We start from the raw sequence: 19186 nt of genomic DNA on the forward strand, positions 1-19186 counted from the left end.
CTCCATTTGCTGAAACTTCAACGGAACGCATTGGCCCGTTGACGGTACGTCAACCTCCGGTGGACGCGCGGCAGTTGCCCCCGCGCCGGAGCAGCGGCGGAGTCCCGCGCCGACCCGCCAGGACCGGCCTTCGCCGCGAACTCCGCAGCCGCCGAATATCTCATGGTCATGCCAGTCATACGACCCCGGGAAAGACCTCGGGGATCTCACCGGCACCGGGATCATCATCCGCATCGACCACGTCGCCGATACCCGGATCAGAGCCTTCGAACCCCGTCGACTTGCCCGGGGAACAGAATTCCGCCGCCTTCCGGTATTGCGGCGGCAGTCGCACAAACAGCCGTCAAGGCCGCCCGACAGGGTCCGGGCCCGTAGCGCGAAGATCTTCCGGAGCTGTGGGTTCCGCTGTGTTTTCCGGCCGCGCCTGCCGAAATCATTCGCTCGGAACCGCGTGATCACGCTTGGTTTCGGCCGACTCCGGCGCTCTTGACCGACCGTCTGATTTCCCGTACGTAACCAACCGTCGCAGCCGGTCGTCGTCACCATCCGTCATAACCGGCCGTGCGGCCCCGCCGCCCGGTCAGCCCCGATCCACCCGGCCCGCCCCGGAGACCGGGGCCCGGCACGGACGGGAGGGCTCCGGCACGGACGGGAGGAAGCGGCCGGAGGGACGGCCGGGGGAAAGGGGACGGTGGGAAAGGGGACGGCGGGAGGGCCGGAGGAGGGGGGAACGCGGACGGGAGTGCGCGGACGGCGTCCGCGCCGCCCGCTCAGAACGAGAGCTTGCTGCCGCCGTCCGGTGCGTTCATGCTCGCCTCGACCAGCGCGTCCACCACCGCTTCCACCCGTGGCAGCCAGGGGGTGGCCGACCCCGGCAGCGGCGCCCGCTCCCAGCGGACCTGCCCGGCCCCCGTCTCCGACGGCGGCAGCACCAGATACCCGCCCTCGCCGTGGAAGCGCAGCGAACTCGGCACGCAGTCCTTGGCGAAGAGCAGCTCACCGAGCTGTTCGAGGCTGTACGGGGCGACCAGCAGCGACCACCGGGTGGGGGTCGCGACCACCGGCCCCAGCCTCAGGTCCATCCGGTCGAGCGCGGCCAGGGCGCGGGCCCCGGCCGGGGCCGGCAGGCTCACCGCGCAGGGGGCGCCGCCCCCGGTGGCCAGCACGACGGGCGCGGCGGGCCGGTTCGCCCACCACCAGCGCAGCATCCTCTCGTCGGTGGTCGCCGCGAGGATTCCTGGGTCGAAGGGGTGTGCGCCGGGTACGACGCACTCGGGGTCCGGGCAGGCGCAGCCGGGCCCGCGGTCACCGCGACCGCCGGCCGACGTGAGCCCCGCGCCGGGAAGTACGGGCCATCGCCACTCGGTGGCGCAGATGAGCGCCGCTTCCAGCTGTGCGGGCTGCGCGGGTCCCTTCTTGCGCCAAAACCGGAGCCTGCGTCGCCTTCCGAGGATCTCGCGCATGTGCGCTCGTTCCTTTCCGTTGAACGCCGAGGTCCACATCACACCATGTGTGCAGCTCTTCACTGTGCGTACAAAATGCGTACTGGGCGTACGAGTACGTACTGGTCGGCGTATCACCGCCCCGTGCCAGCGGCCTGGGTGACCCTCGCTTCGCCTGCGACAGGATCGCCGCCGAGGGCCGAACGTGGGCTCTACTCCCTTGCAACGCGCGGCCACGAGTGGCGCGCGTCTGGCGCTTGCTGTCCGCGCCCACAGCTTCCGGGATCGTCCCGCTGTCGCGGGTCTGCTGTGGTTCTGTCGCGGCCTACGGCTGTTAGGACGCCCGAGCCGACCGCCAGGTTCCGGAGCGGTACCAATTGCCCCTGGCCGTCACTGTTTACGTACCCACCACGTTTGGTATGACGCGTTCCGCGGCGGCCCCTCCAGGGCCTCACCCCGGAGAGATCCACCGAGGGATCCACTGCCGAACGCCCTCAGTCGACCCCATTGACCTCCATCAGGCGCTTTTTTCGGCCAAGTTCAAGATTGTCCCAAGGGGAGTTCAAACTCCCCTAGACACCATCAATCCCACTGGTGCAATGCTGGACATCCCCTTACTTCTGCGTGTAGATGTGGATCCATGGGTAGCCGCGCAGAATGACATGAATGACATGGGGGTTTGCGATGCTATTGAGCAGAACGCACCGGGTGGAAAGCCGACTGCGATGAGCACCCCTCATCTGCCGAAAGTGGCTGGAATCAACTCTCCGGTTCCGTATCCGCCGCACAATGCGACGGCTCTTCCCGGTCTCCCCTCGGCGGATCCGGAGACGGGCACGGTGGCGGGTCCGGAGACGGGCACGGCGGGTACGGCGGGCACGGCGACCGCCTCGACGTCGGACACGGCGGCGGACCCGGCCGGGACCCGCCCCTCGACGACTCCCGACCCGCGCCACGACCCGAGCCGCGCCACGGGCCGCGACACGACCGCCCGCGGTGCTCACGGCACGGCCCCCGGGCCGACCGCCGGGGCACTGCTCCAGCACCGGCTCGCCGACCGCGTCTCCGATCTGACCGCCCTCCACGGGCTGACCGGCCGCCTGGCCGGAACCGACTCGCTCGACACGGCTCTGCGAGAGCTGCTGGAGGCCGGGGCCGCGCTGCTCGGCGCCCGCCGCGGACTGGTGATCCTCGAACCCCGCCCGGCCGCCGGGGCGGACCGTTTCGCCGCCGACCACGGCCCCGCGCTCACCCGGGGCCTCGGCCTCACCCACGCCGAACTGGGCCAGATCGAGACCGTTCCGCGCGACGCGACCGCCCACGGCCGGATCCTGGAGCACCGCGCGGGCGGCCCCCCACGGGCCGTCGCCCACCCCGACCTGCTCGGCGATCCCTCCGTCGATCCCCGCCACCGCGAGGTCGCCGGCCGCCTCGGCTGCGCCGCCGGATACACCCAGCCCCTGATCGCCGAGACGGCCGGCGTCCTGGGCGCGGCCGTCTGGCTGTACGACGAGCCCACCGCCCCCGGGCCGCGCCCATGCCGTCTGACCGGCCTCTACGCGCGGTACGCGGCCGAGCATCTGGCCCGGCTGCTGGAGCTGGAGCACGCCCGCCGGACCGTGGCGACCGTCACCGAGGAACTGCTGCCCGGCAGACTGCCCCGGGTGCCCGGGGTCCGGCTCGCCGCCCGGCGTCTGCCCGGGCCGCGCGGCGGCGGCGACTGGTACGACGCCCTGCCGCTGCCCGAGGGCGCGCTCGGGCTGTCCGTCGGCTCCGTCAGCGGCTCGGGGCCGGGCGCGCTGGCCGCGATGGGCCGGCTGCGGGCCTCCCTGCGGGCGTACGCCGTGATGGAGGGAGAGGATCCGGTCGCCGTGCTCTCCGATCTGGAACTGCTGCTGCGGCTGACCGAACCCGCCCGGACCGCCACCGCGCTCTTCGCCTACGCCGAGCCCTCGGCCGGGCGCGTCGTACTCGCCGGGGCCGGGCACACCCCTCCGCTGGTGACCGGGGAGCGGCGGACCGAGTTCGTGGAGACGTCCCTGTCGGCGCCGCTGGGCATGCTCGCCTGCTGGGAGGCGCCGAGCGTGGAGCTGTCGCCCGAGCCCGGAGAAACGGTGCTCCTCTATACCGACGGTCTGCTGCGGCGCACCGGCGATCCCGTGGACCGGGCCTTCGCCCGGCTGCGCTCGGCCGCGGCGAGCGTGCCGAGGGCGGCCCGCGAGGACCCGGGAGCGGTCGCCGACCACGTACTGAACACGCTCTTCCGCCAGGAGCCGGACACGGGACCGGGGCCGGGGCCGGGGCCGGGACCTCGGCCCGACGGAGAGGACATCGTGCTGCTCGCCGCCCGCTTCGGATGATCCGCGCACCGGGTGCGGGAGGGCCCGGGCAGGACCGAGCAGGCCGTACAGCAGGACCGAGCACGCCGGGCAGCAGGTCCGGGAGGACCGGGCAGGACCGAGCAGCGGGCCCGGGCCCGGCTCCGGGCAGGCCCGGACGGCTCCGCGATCAAGCCTGCTCCCGCCGCCTCCGTACGGGACCGGGTCCAGCCGCTCCGTACGGGACCCGCACCCGCCGTTTCCGTACGGACCTGCTCCGGCCGCCCCCCTGCGGGGCCGGGTCCCGCGCCCCGCGTCAGGCGGCCCGGAGGCCCGTTCCGCCCGATTCGGCCGCCCTCACCCAGAAGCCCCTTATGTCTTACTTCTCACACCCTGTCGGGCCGCCTTCGGCGCAGACATACGATGGAGGCCGGTCCAGTGTCGTATCGAGGAGGCTGACGTGACCGAGGAGCTCACCCCGAGTACCCCGGAAGAAGAAGAGCAGCAGATCAAGCCGCGCAAGAACGGCCTGTACCCGGGCGTGTCCGACGAACTCGCCGAGAGCATGGCGAGCGGCTGGGCCGACACCGAGCTGCATGACCTGAGCCCCATCGCGCAGGCCGGCCACACCGCCGACCGCCGCGCCGCCCTCTCGGCCCGTTTCCCGGGCGAGCGGCTGGTGATCCCCTCGGGCAATCTGAAGACGCGCTCCAATGACACGGAGTACTCCTTCCGCTCCTCCACCGAGTACGCCTACCTCACCGGCGACCAGTCCGAGGACGGCGTGCTGGTGCTGGAGCCCACCGCCGACGGGCACCGGGCCACCGTCTATCTGCTGCCGCGCTCCAACCGGGAGAACGGCGAGTTCTGGCTCTCCGGCCAGGGCGAGCTGTGGGTCGGCCGCCGGCACTCCCTCACCGAGGCCGAGCGGCTGCTGGGCATTCCCGCGAAGGACGTCCGCGAGCTGGCGGCGGCGCTCACCGAGGCGACCGGCCCGGTCCGCGCCGTGCGCGGGCACGACTCCGGCATCGAGGCCGCGCTGACCGACAAGGTCACCGCCGAGCGCGACGAGGAGCTGCGCGTCTACCTCTCCGAGGCCCGCGCGGTGAAGGACGCCTTCGAGATCGCCGAGCTGCAGAAGGCGTGCGACTCCACCGCCCGCGGCTTCGAGGACGTCGTCAAGGTCCTGGACAAGGCCGAGGCGACCAGCGAGCGCTACATCGAAGGAACGTTCTTTCTCCGGGCCCGCGTGGAGGGCAACGACGTCGGCTACGGCTCGATCTGCGCCGCCGGCCCGCACGCCACCACCCTGCACTGGGTCCGCAACGACGGCCGCGTCCGCTCCGGCGACCTGCTGCTGCTCGACGCCGGCGTGGAGACCAACGACCTCTACACCGCGGACGTCACCCGCACCCTGCCGATCAACGGCCGCTACAGCGAGCTGCAGCGCAAGATCTACGACGCGGTGTACGACGCCCAGGAGGCGGGCATCGCCGCGGTGCGGCCGGGCGCGAAGTTCCGCGACTTCCACGACGCCGCGCAGCATGTGCTCGCCGAGCGTCTGGTGGAGTGGGGGCTGCTGGAAGGCCCCGTGGAGCGCGTGCTGGAGCTGGGCCTCCAGCGCCGCTGGACCCTGCACGGCACCGGTCACATGCTCGGCATGGACGTCCACGACTGCGCCGCCGCGCGCACCGAGGCGTATGTCGACGGCACGCTGGAGGCGGGGATGTGTCTGACGGTGGAGCCCGGGCTCTACTTCCAGGCCGACGATCTGACCGTGCCCGAGGAGTACCGCGGCATCGGGGTGCGGATCGAGGACGACATCCTGGTCACCGAGGACGGCAACCGGAATCTGTCGGCGAGCCTGCCGCGCCGGGCCGACGAGGTCGAGGCGTGGATGGCGGCGCTCAAGAGCTGAACCGCTCGCACGGCACACGGCCGACCACGGCCGAGCATCCGGAGGGCGCGCTCGCGCAGGGTCTCACGAGACCTTGAGCAGCGCGTCCTCCCGCCATTTGAGGATCTTGTCGAAGCTGACCACCGCTCCGTGCCCCGGTCTGTTGCCGAAGTGGACATGATCGGCGAGCTGCTCGATCAGACAGAGCCCGCGCCCGCTCTCGGCCATCGCCGGGACCTGCGCCCTGGTGTGCGCGCAGCCCCCGCTCCGGGCGGGGAACCCGGGCCCGGAGTCGGCCACCTCGATACGGCACTTCTCGCCGTCCAGATACGCGGTGACCCGATACGCCCCAGAGGTCTCGCCGGGGCCGTGGCCGCCGCCGTGCTCCACCGCGTTCGCGCAGGCCTCGCTGAGGGCGACCGAGAGATCGAAGGAGATGTCCGGATCGACTCCGGCGGTCTCCATCGTGCCGAGCAGCAGGCGCCGCGCGAGCGGAACGCTCGCAGCTTCGCGCCGCAAGTGGAGAGACCACCAGATGCTCATGCTCCAGCCTCCTGGCTGCGGCTCGACATACCGATACGTATTGCCCCCCGACACGGTTCGTAAGCACGCCGTCGATGTGATTGCGCTCATTCGGCCGACCCGCCCGGCGGGCGCGGCGGGGCCCGGGACGCGGGGCGGTCGCGGGTGCGGACGGATCGCGGGCGCCGGGTGTACGAGGCACGCGGGCCTGCCGTAGGGCGGCGCGGGGCGCAGTGGGATGATGAGCCCGCCATGTCGTCCCTGTCGTCCCCACCGACTTCGCCGGGGCTCTTCGGTCCCTGTGCCGGAGCCGGCCCACGGCTGCTGCGGGCCGCGGTGTTCACCGCGGTCTGCGTCGCGCTGTCCGCGACAGGACATGTGCTGGCCGCCTGTGCGGCCGTCCCCGGGTGGACGCTGGTCGTCGGCATGGCGGGGATGTTCGTCCTCGTCGTCCCCTTCACGGGCCGGGCGCGCTCGCTGCCGGCGGTCTCCGTCGCGCTGGGCGCGGGTCAGCTGGCTCTGCACTCCCTGTTCGGACTGGGCCAGCAGCATGAGCTGCGGCTGCCGCCGAGCGCCGACGACGCGCTGATCAGAATGGCCGCCAAGCTCGTCTGCGGGGCGGGGGCCTCCTCGCTCTCCCCCGCCGACGCGCACCGGATCGTCACCACGGCGGGTCTGACCCCGCCCGCGCATCCGGCGGCGCACTCCCCGGCGGCCCAGCCGGAGCTGCTGCCCTCGCTGCCCATGCTGCTGGCGCATCTGCTGGCCGCGCTCGCGACCGGCTGGCTGCTGCGGCGCGGTGATCTGGCGCTGACCCGGCTGGTCAAGCTCGCCGACCGCTCCGCACACGAGGTCGCCGGGGCCGCCGAGGCCGCCTGGCTGCGCTCCCTGCGGATCGCGCTCGCTCTCGTACGGGCGCTGTGCGGCGGTCTCGTACGGACTCCGGCTCCGCGGGCGCGCGCGCCGCGCACCCGGGACGAACCGCCTCCGCCGGGTACGGGCGAGGCGCTGGCGCACACGGTGATCCGGCGCGGGCCGCCCGCCCCGGCGCTCGTTCTCGCAGCCTGACCCGGCCCGCTCGCCAGGAGCGCGGCCGTGGCGCGCCCGCGCGGCTCCGCCCGCGCGCGCCTCCGTCCCTCCTCACCGTGGAGTGTCTTCGTCATGAGTGCCACCAGAGTCCAGAACGTCTCTCGCACCTCCTCCCGCGCCGCCGCCCGGGCCACAGCCGTGACCGCGATCGCCGCCTCGGCCGTACTGCTGCTCTCCGGCACCGCCGCCGCGCACGTCAGCGTCCAGCCGCAGGGCGAGGCCGCCAAGGGCGGATACGCCACGGTCAACTTCAAGGTCCCCAATGAGCGGGACGACGCCTCCACCGTGAAGCTGGAGATCAGCATGCCGACCGAGCACCCGCTCTCGTCGGTGCTGCCGCAGCCCGTGCCGGGCTGGAAGGTGACGGTCAGCAAGTCCAAGCTGGCGAAGCCGCTGGAGTCGCACGGCCGGCAGATCACCGAGGCGGTCTCCAAGGTGACCTGGACCGCCGACGGCTCCAAGATCGGGCCGGGCCAGTTCCAGCAGTTCCCGGTCTCCCTCGGGCAGCTGCCCGAGAACGCCGACCAGCTGGTGTTCAAGGCGCTCCAGACCTATGACAACAAGGAGGTCGTGCGCTGGATCGAGGCTCCCCAGGAGGGGGCCGAGCCCGAGTCGCCCGCTCCGGTCCTGGAGCTGTCGGCCCCGGCCGACGACCACCACGCCGAGGACGCGAAGGACGGCAAGGCCGCCGAGGACACGAAGGGCACGAAGGACGCCCAGGGCTCGGCGCACGGCGAGAAGTCCGCGAGCGCGTCGTCCGACGGGTCCGACTCCACCGCCCGGATCCTGGCGGTCGTCGGCATCCTGGTCGGAGCCGTCGGCGTCGCCTTCGGCGTACTGTCCGGCCGCCGCCGCTCCTCCTGACCGACGGGCCGCGCGCGCCCGACGACCGACGGACCGACGGACCGACGGACTGACGGACCGACGGACCGACGGACCGACGGACCCATGGACCGGCTGACCGGCTGACCGGCTGACCGATGGACCCGCCGGCCGATGGACCGATGGACCGCCAGGCCATGCGCCCGGCGGCCGACGGACCCCGGCCACGGCTACCGCTCCGACCGGCCGACGGACCGCGCGCCCGACGGAACTGACGGGTCCGGGGGCCCAGGCCCCCGGACCACCACCCCTCCCCGTACCTCACATCTGGGACGACTCTCCATGCGCAAGAAGACCGGGCCGGCCGCCGCACTCCTGCTGGCCGCCGCCCTCACCCTGTCCGCCTGCTCCTCCGGCGACGGCGACAGCGGCTCCGGCGACGCCGCCAGTGCCGTGACCGACCTCTCGGGCCGTGACCAGTCCGGCGCCGGCACGGCGCTGGACCAGCCGTACACCAAGCCCGACCTGGTGCTCACGGACACCAAGGGCAAGAAGTTCGACCTGCGGGAGCAGACCAAGGGCAAGCCGACGCTGCTCTTCTTCGGCTACACCAACTGCCCGGACGTCTGCCCGCTGACGATGAGCAATATCGCCATCGCCGAGAAGTCGCTGCCCAAGGCCGACCAGGACAAGCTCCAGGTCGTCTTCGTGACCACCGACCCGGAGCGGGACACCCCCGCCGAGCTGGCCAGGTGGCTGCCCAGCGCCGGGGACTCGTCCTTCATCGGACTCAGCGGCGACTTCCCGACCATCCAGGCGGGCGCCCGTCAGGTGGGCATCGGCATCGACCCGGCGAAGAAGGAGAAGGACGACACCGTCGTCTCCATGCACGGCGCGCAGGTCGTCGCGTTCTCGCCGAAGACGGACAAGGGCTATGTCCTGTACGGGGAGAGCACCTCCTCGGACGATTTCGCCAAGGACCTGCCGAAGCTCGTCCGGGGGGAGAAGCCGTGAGCCGGGGCAGGACCCTGATCGGCGCCCTGGCGCTGACCGGCGCGCTGGCGCTCACCGGCTGCTCCGCCCAGGGCGGCGAGGACGGCGGGGCCGAGCCGAAGCTCACGGTCGACGGCGCTTTCATGCCGCAGCCCGTCAGCGACATGGCCGCCGGCTTCCTCACCGTGCGCAATGAGGGAGGGGCCGACCGGCTCACCTCCGTCAGCAGCCCGCTCTCCGACGATGTGACGATCCACGAGTCGAAGGATCAGAAGATGCGGAAGGTGGCGGGGTTCGACGTCCCCGCCGAGGGCGAGCTGGATCTTGAGCGCGGCGGCAACCACCTCATGTTCGCGGATCTGAAGGAGCGGCCGAAGCAGGGCGAGAGGATCCCGGTGAAGCTGCACTTCGAGAAGTCGGGACCGATAACGGTCGACCTCCCGGTCAAGGCGCCGACGTACAACCCCGCGAAGCACTAGGCACAGGGGAGTCAACCAGCCATGACAGCCACCGCCCCGCCCCTTCGCCCGGACCGGGACCGGGACCGGCCCGTCCGGCCCGCCGGGCCGCCCGGGTCGTCCGTACCCCCGGCAGGGTCGTCCGTACCCCCGGTCGCGGCCCTGCTGCGGACGCTGCTCGCCCTGACCGTGCTCGTCGGCACGGCCCTGGGCGCGCTGCTCGCCGCCGCCGGGCCCGCGTCGGCGCACGCGGCGCTGACCGGGAGCGATCCCCAGGACGGGGCGGTGGTCGCCACCGCCCCCGCGGAGGTCACCCTCACCTTCTCCGAGCGGCTCGCCATGGGGAAGGACGCCATCCGGGTCCTCGGCCCCGACGGCGACCGCGCGGACCGGGCGACCGTCCGCGATCTCTCCCGGGACGGCACGGTCGGCTACGGCGTCGACCTCCGGCCCTCGCTGCCCGACGGCACCTACACGGTCGCCTGGCAGGCGGTGTCGGCCGACAGCCATCCCATCTCCGGCGCGTTCACCTTCTCCATCGGCGCGCCCTCGGAGACCTCGGTCTCGCTGCCCGGCGCCTCGTCGGGCGGCGGAGCCGTCGGCCTCCTCTACGACATCGCGCGCTATGCCGCGTACGCCGGATTCACCGTGATGGCCGGCGGCGCGGCGTTCATCCTGCTCTGCTGGCGGCGCGGGGCCACCGTCCGGCCGCTGCAACGGCTCGTCGCCCACGGCTGGGTGACGCTCACCGCGGCCACCCTCGCGATGCTGCTGCTGCGCGGCCCCTACACCGGCTCCGGGCGGCTCGCGGACGTCCTCGACCTCGGCGGGCTGCCGGACGTCCTGGAGACCAAGACCGGTGCGGCGCTGGTCTCCCGGCTGCTGCTGCTCGGCGCGGCCGCGCTGTTCATCGCGGTGCTCTTCGGGACGTACGCGCAGCAGAGCCGCGAAGCCCCCGAGGACGTGGCCCGGCGCAAGGACCTCACCTTCGGACTCGCGGTCGGGGGCGCCGTCGTCGCCGCGGGGATCGCCGCCACCTGGGCGCTCTCGGAGCATGCCTCCACCGGGATCCAGACGGGGATCGCGATGCCCGTCGACGTACTGCATCTGCTGGCCGTGGCGGGCTGGCTCGGCGGGCTGGCGGCGCTGCTGACCGCGCTCCACCGGGTTCCCTCGATCGAGGCGGCGGCGGTACGGAGGTTCTCGCGGGTCGCGTTCGTGAGCGTGGTCGTGCTGGCGGTGACCGGGCTCTATCAGTCCTGGCGTCAGGTCGGCTCGTGGTCGGCGCTGACCGGGACCTCCTACGGGCGGCTGCTGCTGCTCAAGGCGGTGCTGGTGGCGGCGCTGGTCGGGGTGGCGTGGTTCTCGCGGAAGTGGACCGCGCGGCTGGGGTCGGACCGCCGGGAGGCCGGGGAGTCCCCGGCCGCGTCCGGTACGGCCGCCGTTCCGCGACAGGTCGCGGCGGCGCGACAGGACGCGGTGACCGTCCCGGACCGGGCCGGGCACGCGGAAGCGGAGGCGGACGCAGAGGCAGAAGCAGAAGCAGCGGCGGGCGCGGAGGCGGAAGCGGGCACGGAAGCAGAGGCGGAAGCAGAGGCGGGCGCGGAGGCCGCCGGCGGAGGCGAGCCCCCCGAGCGGGCCGCGCAGCTGGCCCGTCAGCGGGCCGCCCTTGACACCGCCCGGCGCAAGAAGGCGCGCGACGCCGACCCCGGGCGGTCCGGACTCCGCCGTTCCGTTCTGGCCGAGGCGGCCGTCGCCGTGGTGGTGCTCGCCGTGACCACCGTGCTGACGGCCACCGAACCGGGCCGTACGCAGGAGGAGGCGGCGAAGTCCGGCTCCGGCGCCGCCGCCCCCGCGGCGGCCCAGGGTCCCACCGAGCTGAAGCTGCCGTTCGACACCGGCGGCCCGGACGGCAGGGGGACCGTGCGGCTCACCCTGGACCCGGCCCGGGCCGGCGGCAATGAGCTGCATCTGTGGGTCGAGAGTCCGGACGGGAAGCCGATGGACGTGCCCGAGGTGAAGGTCTCCCTCACCCTGCGGTCCCAGCAGATCGGCCCGCTGCCCGTGACGCCTGCCCGGCTGTCGGCGGGCCACTGGAGCGCGGGCACGGTCCAGATCCCGATGCCCGGCGACTGGACGGTCAAGGTGACCGTGCGCAGCTCCGACATCGACCAGACCACCATCGACAAGAGCGTGAGGATCGGCTGAGCAGCTCATGAACACCGTGAACACCGCGAACACCTCAAGCACGGCGGCCGCCACGGAGACCGCGGAGAGCACGGACGCCACGGGCGCCGCGGAGCCTTCGGGCGGCGCTCCCGGCGGCGTCTCCCGGCGGCGGCTGCTCTCCACCGCCGGCGCGGCGGGCGCGGCCGGTCTGGCGCTGGGCGCGGCGGGCGGGGCGGGGGCCCACGCCGCCGCGGCCGATCCGGCCCCCGCCGCGCTGGCCTCGGTCGGCGCCGGCACGGTCGCCTTCCACGGCGGGCGCCAGCCGGGCATCACCACCGCGACCCAGTCCCACGGCCATCTGATCGCCTTCGATCTGGCCCCGGGCGCGGGCCGCAAGGAGGCGGCCGCGCTGATGCGCCGCTGGTCGGCGCTGGCGGCGGAGCTGATGGCGGGCCGGCCCGGGGGACCGGGCGACACCGGTGTCGCGCTGGACGCGGGCCCCTCCTCGCTGACCGTCACCTTCGGCTTCGGCCGTACCTTCTTCGGCCGTACGGGCCTGTCGGCGCGGCGGCCCGCCGGGCTCGACCCGCTGCCCGCCTTCTCCGCCGACCGGCTCGACGCCCGGCGCTCGGAGGGCGATCTGTGGGTGCAGATCGGCGCAGACGACGGTCTTGTCGCCTTCCACGCGCTGCGCGCGATCCAGCGGTCGGCGGGCGACGCCGCCCGGGTGCGCTGGCAGATGAACGGCTTCAACCGCTCGCCCGGGGCCACCGCCCGGCCGATGACCACCCGCAATCTGATGGGCCAGGTCGACGGGACCAACAATCCGAAACCCTCCGACGAGGACTTCGACCGGCGGATCTTCGTCCCCTCGGGCGGGGAGCACTCCTGGCTGGCGGGCGGCTCCTACGCCGTCGTACGCCGGATCCGGATGCTGCTGGACGACTGGGAGGGGCTCACCCGGGCGAAGCAGGAGGCGGTGATCGGGCGGCGGAAGTCGGACGGCGCGCCGCTGACGGGGGGCGGTGAGACGACCGCGCTCGCCCTCGACCGGCTGGACGCCGACGGCAGGCCGGTCATCGCGGCCAACGCGCACGCCCGGATCTCGGCGCCGGAGCAGAACGGCGGGGCGGCGATGCTGCGGCGGCCGTTCTCGTATCACGACGGAATCGACTCGGACGGGACGCCGGACGCCGGGCTGCTCTTCATCTGCTGGCAGGCGGACCCGCTGCGCGGCTTCGTGCCCGTCCAGCGCAAGCTCGACCGGGGCGACGCCCTGTCGCCGTTCCTGCGGCACGAGGCGAGCGGGCTGTTCGCGGTGCCGGGGGGCGCGCGGGAGGGCGAGTACGTGGGTCAGCGGCTGCTGGAGTCGTGATCGCGGGGCGCGTGCCCGGTAAGGGGCGAGGTCCAGGAGGTGCGCCTCTTACCGGGTCGGTCCCGGGGCGTCCCCGGCCCCATTAGGGTGACCGTATGTCAGCCACGCGCTACACGTATCTGGGGCCCGAGGGCACGTTCACCGAGGCGGCTCTCCGCACGCTTCCGGAGGCGGCCGCCCGCGAACTCGTCCCGATGGTGTCCGTGCCCGCCGCACTCGACGCCGTACGCAACGGGGACGCGGCCGCCGCCCTCGTGCCGATCGAGAACTCCGTGGAGGGCGGCGTCACCGCGACCCTCGACGAGCTGGCGGCCGGCCGGCCGCTGATGATCTACCGCGAGGTGCTGCTGCCGATCGCGTTCGCGCTGCTGGTGCGGCCGGGCACCGAACTGTCGGCGATCAAGACGGTGACCGGGCACCCGGTCGCCCAGCCCCAGGTCCGCAACTGGCTGCGGGCGCATCTGCCGGACGCCCTGTGGGAATCGGCGGCCTCCAACGCGGACGGCGCGCGGCAGGTCCAGGAGGGGAAGTACGACGCGGCCTTCGCGGGCGCGTTCGCGGCGGCGACGTACGGCCTGGAACCGCTGGTGACCGAGATCCACGACGCGGAGAACGCGGAGACCCGGTTCGTGCTGGTGGGCCGGCCCGCCAGGCCCGCCGCGCCGACCGGCGCGGACAAGACGTCGGTGGTCATCTGGATGGGCGCAGACCGGCCGGGCGCGCTGCTCGAACTGCTCCAGGAGTTCGCCGTGCGCGGGGTGAACCTGATGCTGATCCAGTCCCGTCCCACGGGCGCGGGCATCGGCAACTACTGCTTCGCCGTGGACGCCGAGGGACACATCTCCGAGCGGCGGGTCGCGGAGGCCCTCATGGGGCTGAAGCGGATCTGCCCGAACGTGCGGTTCCTCGGCTCGTATCCGCGCGCCGGGGTGGCCCCGGAGGAGGTGGGGCCGCCGCGCCCCGGGACCTCGGACGAGGACTTCACGGCGGCGTCCGACTGGCTGGTGCGCTCGCAGGACGGCAGGCCGTAGTCGCGGGGCTCCTGCGCTCCCGGACCCGGACCCGGCCCTGGCCCGGTCCCGGACTTGGCACCGGACCCGGCCCAGGTCGCGGACCCGACGCCGGGACCCGCACCGGCTCCGGACCCGGCGTCGGCCACCTGTCCTACCTGCTGATTTTCGGCATCCACAGAGTTATCCACAGGCTTGCGCCCAACCTGGGGACAAGTCGACAACTTCGCGCACTCCGGTCGACAAATCGGCCCCGCCGGCACCCCTCTCTCCACAGGTCCGGGGGCGGACCTGCCACCTCCCCGTCATCTCCCTTTCATTGATCAACTCTTTGGAGCGAGCAATTCCCACCCGAATGAGTGGGTGCGACGGGTTTGGGAGAGGAATCGCAGGCCCTGTGCACCGACTCGTGAATGATCACTCTCACGATCCACAACTTTTCCGCACAGGCTGTGGATAACTTTCCGGAAGGGCGCATCCCTGTGGACAAGAGCGGCCCAAGTACCGCCTCCCAGAAGGGAAACCGGTCAATTCCGGCCTCCCCCGGGTGCCCCGTTCCAGCGAATGCCATGGTGTTTACTTGACGCTCGCCTCCTCGATTCAGGAGCACTTTCCCTTTCAACGCAAAGTGCATCAATTGGGGCGAAAAGCCACGCAAGGCTATAACGAGTGGCTGGACCGGGAGTCCGCACCGGTAGCCTGGTGGGGTGATTGACCTTCGCCTGCTCCGTGAGGACCCCGACCGTGTCCGCGCCTCCCAGCGCGCCCGTGGAGAGGACGTCGGCCTCGTCGACGCCCTGCTCTCCGCCGACGAGCGGCGCAGGTCGTCGGGTGTCCGCTTCGACGAGCTGCGCTCCGAGCAGAAGCGGCTCGGCAAGCTCATCCCCAAGGCCGCCCCCGAGGAGCGCGCCGAGCTGCTGAAGCAGGCCGAGCAGCTGAAGGCCGACGTCAAGACGGCCGACGCCGAGCAGCACGAGGCCGACGAAGAGGCCCGCCGGCTGCTCCTGCTGCTGGGCAACATCGTCCACGAGGACGTTCCGGTCGGCGGCGAGGAGGACTTCGTCGTCCTGGAGACGCACGGCACGATCCGGGACTTCGCGGCCGAGGGCTTCGAGCCCAAGGACCATCTGGAGCTGGGCGAGGCGCTGGGCGCCATCGACGTCGAGCGCGGCGCCAAGGTGTCCGGCTCGCGCTTCTACTACCTCACCGGCGTCGGCGCCCTGCTGGAGCTGGCCCTGGTCAACGCGGCGATCGCGCAGGCCACCGAGGCCGGCTTCATCCCGATGCTCACCCCCGCGCTGGTCCGCCCGCGCGCCATGGAGGGCACCGGCTTCCTCGGCCAGGCCGCCGAGAACGTCTACCACCTGGAGAAGGACGACTACTACCTGGTCGGCACCTCCGAGGTCCCGCTCGCCGCGTACCACATGGACGAGATCATCGAGGCCGAGAAGCTGCCGCTGCGGTACGCGGGCTTCTCCCCGTGCTTCCGCCGCGAGGCCGGGACGTACGGCAAGGACACCCGCGGCATCTTCCGGGTGCACCAGTTCGACAAGGTCGAGATGTTCTCCTATGTCGCCCCCGAGGACGCGGCGGCCGAGCACCAGCGGCTGCTGGAGTGGGAGAAGCAGTGGCTGACCGGTCTTGAGCTGCCGTTCCAGGTGATCGACGTGGCCACCGGCGACCTGGGCTCCTCCGCCTCGCGCAAGTACGACTGCGAGGCGTGGATCCCGACCCAGGGCAAGTACCGCGAGCTGACCTCCGCGTCGAACTGCGACAGCTTCCAGGCCCGCCGGCTGTCCGTCCGGATGCGGGAGAACCAGGACGGCAAGAAGACCGTCCAGCCGCTGGCGACGCTGAACGGCACCCTGTGCGCCGTACCGCGCACCATCGTGGCGATCCTGGAGAACCACCAGCTGGCCGACGGCTCGGTCCGGGTGCCGCCGGTGCTGCGCCCCTACCTCGGCGGCCGGGAGATCCTGGAGCCGATCGCCACGTGAGCCAGGCCCCCTTCCCCTACCGGCTGATCGCGACCGACCTCGACGGCACCCTGCTGCGCGGCGACGGCACCGTCTCGGGGCGCACCCGGGACGCGCTCACCGCCGCCACCGCGGCGGGCGCCGCGCACATCGTCGTGACCGGCCGGTCCGTCCCCTGGACCCGCCACATACTGGAGGACCTCGGCTACGAGGGACTCGCGGTCTGCGGACAGGGCGCGCAGCTCTACCACGCGGGCGAGCGGCGGCTGCTGACCTCGGTGACCCTGGACCGGCAGCTCGCCGGGCTGGCCCTGGCCAAGCTGGAGGCCGAGGTCGGCCCGCTGGCCCTGGCCGCGAGCCGGGACGGGCTCGACGGCGAGGTCCTGGTCAGCGCGGGGTACGCGGTCCACGACGGCCCGCTGCCGTATGTCGCCCTGGCGGATCCGGCCGATCTCTGGGCGGCTCCGCTGAACAAGATCTACATCCAGCACCCGACCCTGGACGACGACGCCCTGACCGCGGCCGCGCGGGGGACGGTCGGCGGACTGGTGGACGTGGTGATGGCGGGCGCAGGCGTGGTGGAGATACTCCCACTGGGCCTCACCAAGGCCACCGGGCTCTCCCTGGCCTCCCGCCGTCTCGGGCTGCGCGCGGCGGACACGATCGCCTTCGGCGACATGCCGAACGACATCCCGATGTTCGCCTGGGCGGCCCGGGGAGTCGCCATGGCCAACGCGCACACCGAGCTGAAGGCCGTGGCCACGGACATCACCGCCTCCAATGAGGAGGACGGCATCGCGCTGACCGTCGAGGGCATGCTGCGGGGCTGAGCGTCTTCCCCGCCCACCGCGGAGGAAACGATTCCGCCCCCTCCCGCCCTTTCGTCGGCCGGGGCGGGCCGCCGCCGGGCGCACCGCGCGCCCGGCCGGGAACGGCCCGTGGAGGCCGGCACGCCGGAGTCCCGAGGCCCGGGTCCGGGCGACGGATCCTGGTCCGCGGAGCCCAGGTTCGGGCGACGGATCCTGGTCTGCGGAGCCCGGTCCGGGCGGCGGAGCCCGTACCCCGAAGTCCCCGGGTCCGGGGGCCGAGGTCCCGCGCTCTCCGGTACGAAGCCCCGTACGGCCCCGTGGCCGCCGGGACCGTACGGTCCTTCTCCCGGCCTCGGCGAAAGCTCGCCCGGCCAGGGCCGTGGAAGGCCCGGGAGCCCCCCGGGAAGGGGCGGTCCGCGCTCTCGCGCGCTCGAAGCGACCGCCCCCGGGCAGCCGCCGGACGGCTTCGCGGAGCCCCTGAGGGGCTGTCCGTGCCGCCGCCCGCGCTGCCGCGCCGGCAGCCCGACGGACCCGTGCGTACGGTCGTCGTCGCGCTCCGCCCCGGCGGGTGGCCCGGCCGTGCCGCAGCGCGGCCGGTCCCCTCACTGTGCCCCGCGCCCGCCGCGCACCGCCACCGATTTGTCCGGCCGCCGAGAGGGCCGGGCCGCCGTGCTCAGCCGCGCTCGGCAGCCCGCTCCGGCGCGTCCGGCACCAGCCGGAAGTTGAAGACGTACGAGCCGAGCGCGCCCGCCGCCCCGATGAAGAGCAGCGCCAGATGCTCCTGGCCGCGCGCGGTGCCGATGCCGCCGAGATCCGTACGGGAGTCCTCGGGCCATCCGAACTCGCCGAGCAGCTCCGCCACCCGCGCCTTCGCCCCGGCGTCGTCGCCGGAGAGGAAGACCGTGCTGGGGCCGGAGAGCCGGCCAGGGTCGACCATCACCGTCGCGTCCATGGTGCACAGGGTCTTGACGACCGAGGTCCCCGGCAGGGCCTCCTGAAGCTCCTCGGCGATGCTGGAGTTGGGGTGGGCCAGGCCCAGATCGGCGGTGAGCCCGACGGCGATGTCGAGGAGGATCTTTCCCCGCAGCGGTGTCGCGAAGGGAGTCAGCAGGGCGAGGGACTCGGTCCCGGGCGTGGCGTTGACGACGATGTCGCCGTGGTCGATCGCGTCGCCGACGGACACGACGGGAAGGCCCAGGCCCTTTCTGCCCGAGGGATCGCGCGAGCCGAGCACGACGTCGTGGCCGGCCTCCGCCGCCTTGGCCGCGACCGCGCGGGCGACGTTTCCGGTGCCGAGTATTCCGATGTTCGTCATGCCGGTGACGCTAGGCGCGCGCCCCGCTCACGGCATCGGTCGACAGGACCAGTGGGTAAGGGCCTTGAGTCCTGGTGCGAGGGTCTTACCGGCAACGTCCGTCATACGTACGCCCCTTAGGGGGTTGCCCGCACGGACGGACTCCCCCGGACGTACGTCCCCGAGGGGCTTCCCGTACGGGACAAGGGGCCGGCCCCCGTCCGTGTCGCGCGGACGGGGGCCGGGGCCCGGTGATCGCATGAGCGGAGGGAGGGGCGTCTCACTCCTCGCCGGCGAGCTTCAGCACCCGCAGCTTCTGCCCCGCGTACCAGGTCGCCGCGACGGTGACGCCCGCCAGCAGGCCGATCGCGAGGGGCAGTCCGACGTCGGAGCCGATCAGGCCCTCGCCGCCGATGTCCTCGGCGAGCGCCAGCGCCCACTGCTGCACGCTCAGCGTGCGCGCGCCCGCCACCAGGCTGCCGAAGACGCTCTCCCACACGATGGCGTAGATGAGGCCGATGACGACCGCGTTCCTGCTGACCGTGCCGAGCAGCAGGAAGAGCGCGCTGTAGGCGATCGAGGCGACGAGCGCCGCCACGGTGTAGGCGATCGCGACCTGCTGGCCGTTGCCGTTGAGGATGAAACCGGCGATCAGGGTCGGTATCGCGGAGAAGGCCATCGTCACGGCGATCGCGACGATCAGCTTGGTGAAGATGATCGAGGAGCGCTTCACCGGCTTGGCGAGCAGATAGACGATCGAGCCGTCGTCGATCTCGGGCCCGATCGCGCCGGTGCCCGCGATCACGCCGATCAGCGGCACCATCGCGGCGATGGCGAATCCGCCGAGGAGGTCTGCGGCGATCTGGTCGTCCACACCGTTGAAACTGCGGACGGCGACGGCCATGACCAGCAGCAGGGCGGGGAGGATGAACAGGATCGCCGCGCGGCGCCTGCCGAGCACGGCCCGGTAGGTGAGCCGGGCGACTGTGGGGTTGTACATGACGTCACAGCT

The 19186-nt window shown here is 72.9% G+C and carries 15 protein-coding genes; 11 read left to right on the plus strand and 4 right to left on the minus strand.

The window, feature by feature from the left end:
- Positions 1-770: 770 nt before the first annotated feature.
- Positions 771-1463 carry a bifunctional DNA primase/polymerase gene (locus ACF089_RS17965; RefSeq protein WP_392027289.1) on the minus strand — a complete coding sequence of 231 codons (693 nt, stop codon included), beginning with the start codon at positions 1461-1463 and terminating at the stop codon, positions 771-773.
- Positions 1464-2041: 578 nt separating this feature from the next.
- On the opposite strand from ACF089_RS17965, the gene ACF089_RS17970 reads away from it, so the two are divergent.
- A complete protein-coding gene (locus tag ACF089_RS17970) occupies positions 2042-3802 on the plus strand; it encodes a PP2C family protein-serine/threonine phosphatase (RefSeq protein ID WP_392027293.1) in 1761 nt (586 codons plus the stop codon).
- Between the two features lie 418 nt (positions 3803-4220).
- Positions 4221-5678, plus strand: coding sequence for an aminopeptidase P family protein (locus ACF089_RS17975; protein WP_392027296.1), 1458 nt, complete (start codon positions 4221-4223; stop codon positions 5676-5678).
- Positions 5679-5741: 63 nt separating this feature from the next.
- Here ACF089_RS17975 and ACF089_RS17980 read toward each other — a convergent pair whose 3' ends face one another.
- Positions 5742-6200 (minus strand): ATP-binding protein, encoded by a 459-nt coding sequence (locus ACF089_RS17980; RefSeq protein WP_392027299.1) that lies wholly within the window; start codon positions 6198-6200, stop codon positions 5742-5744.
- A 231-nt stretch (positions 6201-6431) separates the two neighbouring features.
- On the opposite strand from ACF089_RS17980, the gene ACF089_RS17985 reads away from it, so the two are divergent.
- The 9 genes from ACF089_RS17985 (at position 6432) to ACF089_RS18025 (ending at position 16901) form a co-directional block, all read left to right on the plus strand.
- Positions 6432-7247 (plus strand): hypothetical protein, encoded by an 816-nt coding sequence (locus ACF089_RS17985; RefSeq protein WP_392027301.1) that lies wholly within the window; start codon positions 6432-6434, stop codon positions 7245-7247.
- Between the two features lie 93 nt (positions 7248-7340).
- The gene (locus ACF089_RS17990) at positions 7341-8132 is read left to right on the plus strand and encodes a YcnI family protein (protein WP_392027303.1); all 792 of its coding nucleotides are present in this window, start codon (positions 7341-7343) and stop codon (positions 8130-8132) included.
- Positions 8133-8432: 300 nt separating this feature from the next.
- Positions 8433-9104 carry an SCO family protein gene (locus ACF089_RS17995; RefSeq protein WP_392027305.1) on the plus strand — a complete coding sequence of 224 codons (672 nt, stop codon included), beginning with the start codon at positions 8433-8435 and terminating at the stop codon, positions 9102-9104.
- Complete coding sequence (locus ACF089_RS18000; RefSeq protein WP_392027308.1) at positions 9101-9562, plus strand: copper chaperone PCu(A)C; 462 nt, start codon at positions 9101-9103, stop codon at positions 9560-9562. The genes ACF089_RS17995 and ACF089_RS18000 overlap by 4 nt, the downstream gene beginning before the upstream one ends.
- A gap of 21 nt (positions 9563-9583) precedes the next feature.
- Entirely contained in the window at positions 9584-11749 is a 2166-nt protein-coding gene (locus ACF089_RS18005; protein ID WP_392027310.1) for a copper resistance CopC/CopD family protein, read from the plus strand.
- A 7-nt stretch (positions 11750-11756) separates the two neighbouring features.
- Positions 11757-13085 carry an iron uptake transporter deferrochelatase/peroxidase subunit gene (efeB, locus tag ACF089_RS18010; RefSeq protein ID WP_392027313.1) on the plus strand — a complete coding sequence of 443 codons (1329 nt, stop codon included), beginning with the start codon at positions 11757-11759 and terminating at the stop codon, positions 13083-13085.
- Between the two features lie 95 nt (positions 13086-13180).
- A complete protein-coding gene (gene pheA / locus ACF089_RS18015; protein WP_392027316.1) occupies positions 13181-14116 on the plus strand; it encodes a prephenate dehydratase in 936 nt (311 codons plus the stop codon).
- A 686-nt stretch (positions 14117-14802) separates the two neighbouring features.
- Positions 14803-16092 carry a serine--tRNA ligase gene (gene serS / locus ACF089_RS18020; RefSeq protein ID WP_392027319.1) on the plus strand — a complete coding sequence of 430 codons (1290 nt, stop codon included), beginning with the start codon at positions 14803-14805 and terminating at the stop codon, positions 16090-16092.
- Positions 16089-16901, plus strand: a complete 813-nt coding sequence (locus tag ACF089_RS18025) for an HAD family hydrolase (protein WP_392027321.1) — start codon at positions 16089-16091, stop codon at positions 16899-16901. Before serS ends, ACF089_RS18025 begins: the two co-directional genes overlap by 4 nt.
- A 652-nt stretch (positions 16902-17553) precedes the next feature.
- On the opposite strand, the gene ACF089_RS18030 is transcribed toward ACF089_RS18025, so the two are convergent.
- A complete protein-coding gene (locus ACF089_RS18030; protein WP_392027324.1) occupies positions 17554-18195 on the minus strand; it encodes an NADPH-dependent F420 reductase in 642 nt (213 codons plus the stop codon).
- Positions 18196-18454: 259 nt separating this feature from the next.
- The gene (locus ACF089_RS18035; RefSeq protein ID WP_392027326.1) at positions 18455-19174 is read right to left on the minus strand and encodes an ABC transporter permease; all 720 of its coding nucleotides are present in this window, start codon (positions 19172-19174) and stop codon (positions 18455-18457) included.
- Between the last annotated feature and the right edge of the window lie 12 nt (positions 19175-19186).

The organism is Streptomyces sp. NPDC014894 (genome assembly GCF_043080985.1).
Classification (GTDB): Bacteria; Actinomycetota; Actinomycetes; order Streptomycetales; family Streptomycetaceae; genus Streptomyces.

Bases quoted from the DNA above. Each gene is read 5' to 3' on its own strand.
- ACF089_RS17965 (WP_392027289.1), bottom strand. From the start codon at position 1,463: ATGCGCGAGATCCTCGGAAGGCGACGCAGGCTCCGGTTTTGGCGCAAG.
- ACF089_RS17970 (WP_392027293.1), top strand. From the start codon at position 2,042: ATGCTGGACATCCCCTTACTTCTGCGTGTAGATGTGGATCCATGGGTA.
- ACF089_RS17980 (WP_392027299.1), bottom strand. From the start codon at position 6,200: ATGAGCATCTGGTGGTCTCTCCACTTGCGGCGCGAAGCTGCGAGCGTT.
- ACF089_RS17985 (WP_392027301.1), top strand. From the start codon at position 6,432: ATGTCGTCCCTGTCGTCCCCACCGACTTCGCCGGGGCTCTTCGGTCCC.
- ACF089_RS17990 (WP_392027303.1), top strand. From the start codon at position 7,341: ATGAGTGCCACCAGAGTCCAGAACGTCTCTCGCACCTCCTCCCGCGCC.
- ACF089_RS17995 (WP_392027305.1), top strand. From the start codon at position 8,433: ATGCGCAAGAAGACCGGGCCGGCCGCCGCACTCCTGCTGGCCGCCGCC.
- ACF089_RS18005 (WP_392027310.1), top strand. From the start codon at position 9,584: ATGACAGCCACCGCCCCGCCCCTTCGCCCGGACCGGGACCGGGACCGG.
- efeB (WP_392027313.1), top strand. From the start codon at position 11,757: ATGAACACCGTGAACACCGCGAACACCTCAAGCACGGCGGCCGCCACG.
- pheA (WP_392027316.1), top strand. From the start codon at position 13,181: ATGTCAGCCACGCGCTACACGTATCTGGGGCCCGAGGGCACGTTCACC.
- ACF089_RS18030 (WP_392027324.1), bottom strand. From the start codon at position 18,195: ATGACGAACATCGGAATACTCGGCACCGGAAACGTCGCCCGCGCGGTC.
- ACF089_RS18035 (WP_392027326.1), bottom strand. From the start codon at position 19,174: ATGTACAACCCCACAGTCGCCCGGCTCACCTACCGGGCCGTGCTCGGC.